This window comes from Domibacillus sp. A3M-37, from assembly GCF_024213455.1.
Taxonomy (GTDB): Bacteria; Bacillota; Bacilli; order Bacillales; family Domibacillaceae; genus Domibacillus; species Domibacillus tundrae.
The window spans coordinates 1-5,072 of the sequence record NZ_JANAVL010000053.1; the positions used below are offsets into that span (position 1 = coordinate 1).

Here is a 5,072-nt window from a genome sequence, read left to right on the forward strand (position 1 = left end):
CTCATAAATAGACGACAAATTTAGTCAAAGGACATTTGTTTCTATTCACCGAACTTAAAACATAAGTGAACAACATATTTGGAAACCTTATCGAAACCTGCCACACACCTTTAGAATAGCGTCATATTAAGCTTTTTGTAAGAAATTCTAAGGCGCCTGCTTATGCAAAAAAAGATTGAAGATAGTCTTATTGTTTAAAAGGGAAATGTCTTTTGAAGAAGAATTTTTAAACATAAAAAGAAGTGATAAAATGTCGGCAAATGTCCGTTGTCGGATCTGCCAAGAATTTATTAAGGAATTGGATGCTGTCGCAGTGACCAAGATTCACAGCATCGCATATGTTGCGTGCAATCCAGCTGATTTAGGTGAGGGGATTGAAAAAGAAGGGGGCTTTCGAGAGCGAATGGAGAAGAATAAATCCAATTAACGTTCTTAAAAGGGGCTAAATATGACAGTTATTACAGATGAAGACAGAAAAACCGTTCACGATTATATCATACACAATCTAACCATGCGAGACCTGCAGAGTGAAAGAAAAGAGGCTGACAAATCGAATGTAAAAATGAAAAGAGTCTATTTATCAGCTTATCAGTATCAGGAGATCCAAGCTCTAAAACGATTAAGAGAATTGAGACAAGAGATGAACCGGCGGGGAATAAGAGTCGTTTGGGAACAAGTGGCAGATCAAGATATTCTAGAATTCCGTTACTTATGCCGCGGAGTTCCATCGCATGTATGCTTAGAAAAGAAGGAGCTTCATAAGCTTATCGAAGAAAAGCAATTCGAATGGCTGCGCTGAGCAGCCTGCATAAAATTATTCAACAAGGAAAAAGAAACCTTCGGAATATAAAAGCACTTTGATCCAGTATGGTGAACTGGACCAAGGTGCCTTTAATTAAGAACTACCGTCCCTTGTGGCGGTAGTTCTTAATTAAAGGCAGTAGTCGTTATCGTTATCGCGGCGTTCTTTCTTCCGGTCGTCATCATCGTCGTCGCGGCGCTTTTTCTTTCAATCGTCATCATGATCATAGTAACCCAAAGAAATATCACTTCATTCTTAAAATTGCCAGGTTTCAATCAAATAACTGGCACCTTTCATCGTATGATTTCTTTCAAAACCTGATGTAGGATTTTTAATTTTTTAACACCAGCTCTGACACCTGCTAATGAAAAATGTTGAGTGATAATAATTGCTGCTATGTTGCGTTCAGATCTGAACTTTATGTCTTATATTTTTTGAACTAATCACAGAATAAAAAAGCAATTACCTTCGGACGAAGTAATTGCTAAATTGAATATATGTGTTGAGGGAAACTGAATCAAAAGTGCGCTGTAATACTACACCTTTGCAAAACAATCTATGCTTGAACAAATATGTATATTCCTATGGGTACCAAGCAAAAAAGAGTAGCTAGGAACAAAATGCAGCATAATCTTTATGTTGTATTCGAAACGGAACCATATATTTAAAGAAGACTGTTCAGTTCACTGAACAGTCTTCTTTTTTTGAAATCGCGGAGGAGATTTCCCCTTTATTCTAGGCTCATTGGGCTGCAAGAATTCTTACTTTTACATACATTGGAGGTGGGATAAGCTCCTTTCCAGCTATGAATCATAGCATGTTAAGGGCTAGATATTTTTTCAAGGGAAGCAGGTGAAAACCTGAATAAAAATAATATGACTTTTTAGAAAGGATGTTTTTAATGAAAAAGCTTACTGCTATCCCCCGGCCGAAAACATATGGCCCATTAGGCAACCTTCCATTAATCGATAAAGATAAACCAACTTTATCGATGATGAAACTTGCAGAAGAATATGGGCCCATCTTTCAATTAGAACTTCCGACAGGTAAGCTTGTAATGGTTTCCGGTCATGAACTGGCCGCAGAGGTATGTGATGAATCCCGCTTCGATAAAAGTGTGGGTGGGCCTTTGAAAAAGATTCGTCCTTTTATGGGAGACGGCTTGTTTACCAGCCGGACCGATGAACCAAACTGGAGAAAAGCCCATAACATTCTTATGCCTACATTCAGCCAGCGGGCCATGAAAGATTACCATGACATGATGGTTGATATTGCCGTCCAGCTTGTTCAAAAATGGGCGCGGCTCAATCCGAATGAAACGATAAATGTGCCGGAAGATATGACCCGCCTGACGCTGGACACAATTGGGTTGTGCGGATTTAACTATCGGTTTAACAGCTATTACAGAGAAACACCGCATCCCTTCATTACAAGCATGGTGCGGGCTCTTGATGAGGCAATGCATCAGTTACAGCGCCTGGATGTTCAGGACAAGCTTATGCTCCGGACAAAACGCGAATTTCAGCACGATATTCAAATAATGTTCAGCTTAGTCGACAATATGATTGCAGAGCGTAAAGCCCGTGGAAATCAAGAAGAAAAAGACCTGCTTTCCCGTATGTTAAATCTAAAGGACCCAGAGACTGGAGAAAAGCTTGATGATGAAAATATTCGTTTTCAAATCATTTCATTTCTCATAGCCGGCCATGAAACAACAAGCGGTTTGCTTTCATTTGCTCTTTACTTTTTATTGAAAAATCCTGATAAGCTGAAAAAAGCATACGAAGAGGTGGATCGGGTACTCACAGGGCCCACACCAACGTACAAACAGGTCCTGGAGCTTAAATACGTTCGCATGATTTTAAATGAAGCACTGCGTTTGTGGCCAACAGCACCCCAGATCAGCTTGCGTGCAAAAGAAGATACAGTGATTGGCGGCAAGTATCCAATTAAAGAAAGGGAAACGGTAGCGGTGCTGCTTCCGCAGCTGCATCGTGATAAAGAGGCGTGGGGCGATGATGCAGAAGAATTCCGGCCAGAACGGTTTGAAGACCAAAAAAAAGTGCCGCATCATGCGTATAAGCCATTTGGAAATGGCCAGCGGGCATGTATTGGTATGCAGTTTGCCCTTCATGAAGCGACTCTTGTTTTAGGCATGCTTCTCCAGCATTTTGAGTTTATTGATCATAAAAATTATGAGTTGGACATTAAACAATCTTTAACACTAAAGCCGGGCGATTTTACAATACAAGTTCAGCCGCGCAAACAAGCTGCTTTCCATTCGTCTACCTCTGTGATAGAAGAAGGGGAATCTGACAGCAAGATGGAGAAGAACCGAAGAGTTCAAAACTCTTCCATTCTGGGCTTTAATAACTGGCCGCTGCTTGTTCTGTATGGGTCGGACAACGGAACAGCCGAGGGAGTAGCGCGAGAGCTAGCTGATACGGTGGTCCTGCACGGTGTTCGTACAGAAGTGGTGCCTCTTAATGACCGGATTGGCGCCTTGCCAAAAGAAGGAGCGGTCTTAATCGTCACTTCTTCTTATAATGGGAAGCCGCCAAGTAATGCCGGACAGTTTGTACAGTGGCTGGAAGCAGTAAAACCAGGTGAACTTTCCGGTGTTCAATATGCGGTGTTTGGCTGTGGAGACCACAACTGGGCCAGCACGTACCAGAACGTTCCAAGGTTTATCGATGAACAGCTTGCTCAAAAAGGAGCGGTTCGGTTCTCTACTCGTGGAGAAGGGGATGTAAGCGGAGACTTTGAAGAGCAGCTAGATCATTGGAAACAAAAAATGTTGTCAGATGCTATCGAAGCCTTTTATCTAAAACTGAATAACAATGTAGAGAAGGAACAGAGCACATTGAGCCTGCAGTTTGTGAAAGGAATCGGAGGGTCTCCTCTTGCCCAATCCTACGAAGCGGTTTACGCTTCTGTGGTGGAAAACCGGGAACTACAGTCAGCAGGAAGCGGCCGAAGCACCCGCCATATTGAAATAACTCTGCCGGAAGGTGTGACCTATCGGGAAGGAGACCACCTTGGTGTACTTCCTGCAAACAGTCAGGAAAATGTCAAACGTATTCTTCAAAGATATGGATTAAATGAAAACGACCAAGTGATGCTTACAGCAAGCGGCCGCAGTGCAGCCCATCTGCCTTTAGACCGGCCAGTGAGTCTGCATGATCTTCTCACCTATAGTGTAGAAGTACAGGATGCGGCAACAAGAGCACAAATACGGGAGCTTGCCGCATTTACGGTCTGTCCGCCGCATAAACGAGAACTGGAAGCTTTACTCGAAGAAGGAGTGTATCAGGAACAGGTATTACGCAAACGTGTTTCCATGCTCGATCTTCTGGAAAAATATGAAGCATGCGAAATGCCATTCGAGCGCTTTTTAGAGCTTTTACGTCCCTTGAAACCGCGCTATTATTCCATCTCCAGCTCTCCTAAGGTGAATCCAGAACGAGTGAGCATTACGGTGGGGGTAGTTCAAGGTCCATCATGGAGCGGTCTGGGTGAATACCGCGGCGTAGCGTCTAATTATTTAGCAGAACGCCAGCCGGGAGAGGATATCATGATGTTTATCCGCACACCGGAATCCCGCTTCCAGCTGCCCGAAGATCCTGAAATGCCGATTATTATGGTAGGTCCTGGTACCGGAGTAGCACCTTTCCGCGGGTTCCTGCAGGCTCGTGCTTCCATGAAGCAGGAAGGAAAATCGCTGGGTGAAGCCCACCTTTATTTTGGATGCCGCAATGAAGCAGACTTTGTTTATCGAGAAGAATTAGAGCAATATGAAAAGAATGGTATTATGACTCTTCATACTGCTTTTTCTCGCAAGGAAGGAATTCCAAAAACGTACGTGCAGCATGTAATGGCTAAGGACGCAGAAATGTTAATTCGTATCCTTGACCAGGGAGGCCGGCTTTATGTGTGCGGAGATGGAAGTGAAATGGCTCCGGATGTAGAGAATACCTTGAAAAATGCCTACCAGTCGGTCGTTGGAGCCGGAGAGCAGGAAGCAGGACAGTGGTTAGATAAGCTTCAGGAAGATGGACTGTACGCGAAAGATGTCTGGGCTGGGATTTAAAGAACGTTTTCTCCCTTACTTAACGAGTACAAGACACCGATGATGGTAACAATAAGCATAAAGGCGATCTTTCCTTTATCTTTTATTAAAGAATAAAAGGCAGCTTTCCCTATTGGAAGGTTGCCTTCAAATTTTATGAGATTATAATTCATCAGACCTTGACGGAAGCCAGTCTGCCAA

At 43.1% G+C, this 5,072-nt stretch carries 4 protein-coding genes; 3 read left to right on the top strand and 1 reads right to left on the bottom strand.

Features of this window, described 5'->3' with window-relative positions; translation table 11 throughout:
- Nucleotides 1-205: 205 nt before the first annotated feature.
- From NLX67_RS22355 to NLX67_RS22365, 3 genes are all read left to right on the top strand, one after another.
- Entirely contained in the window at nucleotides 206-427 is a 222-nt protein-coding gene (locus NLX67_RS22355) for a hypothetical protein (RefSeq protein ID WP_254313600.1), read from the top strand.
- 21 nt (nucleotides 428-448) lie between these two features.
- Nucleotides 449-799: a YhjD family protein gene (locus NLX67_RS22360; RefSeq protein ID WP_254313601.1), complete on the top strand. Its 351-nt coding sequence runs from the start codon at nucleotides 449-451 to the stop codon at nucleotides 797-799.
- 904 nt (nucleotides 800-1,703) lie between these two features.
- Nucleotides 1,704-4,892 carry a bifunctional cytochrome P450/NADPH--P450 reductase gene (locus NLX67_RS22365; protein WP_254313602.1) on the top strand — a complete coding sequence of 1,063 codons (3,189 nt, stop codon included), beginning with the start codon at nucleotides 1,704-1,706 and terminating at the stop codon, nucleotides 4,890-4,892.
- On the opposite strand, the gene NLX67_RS22370 is transcribed toward NLX67_RS22365, so the two are convergent.
- On the bottom strand, nucleotides 4,889-5,072 hold a 184-nt coding region (locus NLX67_RS22370; RefSeq protein ID WP_254313603.1), incomplete at its 5' end, for a hypothetical protein. The genes NLX67_RS22365 and NLX67_RS22370 overlap by 4 nt on opposite strands.

What these genes read in the sequence shown, in the direction of transcription:
- NLX67_RS22355 (WP_254313600.1), top strand. Translation starts at nt 206, where the DNA reads ATGTCTTTTGAAGAAGAATTTTTAAACATAAAAAGAAGTGATAAAATG.
- NLX67_RS22360 (WP_254313601.1), top strand. Translation starts at nt 449, where the DNA reads ATGACAGTTATTACAGATGAAGACAGAAAAACCGTTCACGATTATATC.
- NLX67_RS22365 (WP_254313602.1), top strand. Translation starts at nt 1,704, where the DNA reads ATGAAAAAGCTTACTGCTATCCCCCGGCCGAAAACATATGGCCCATTA.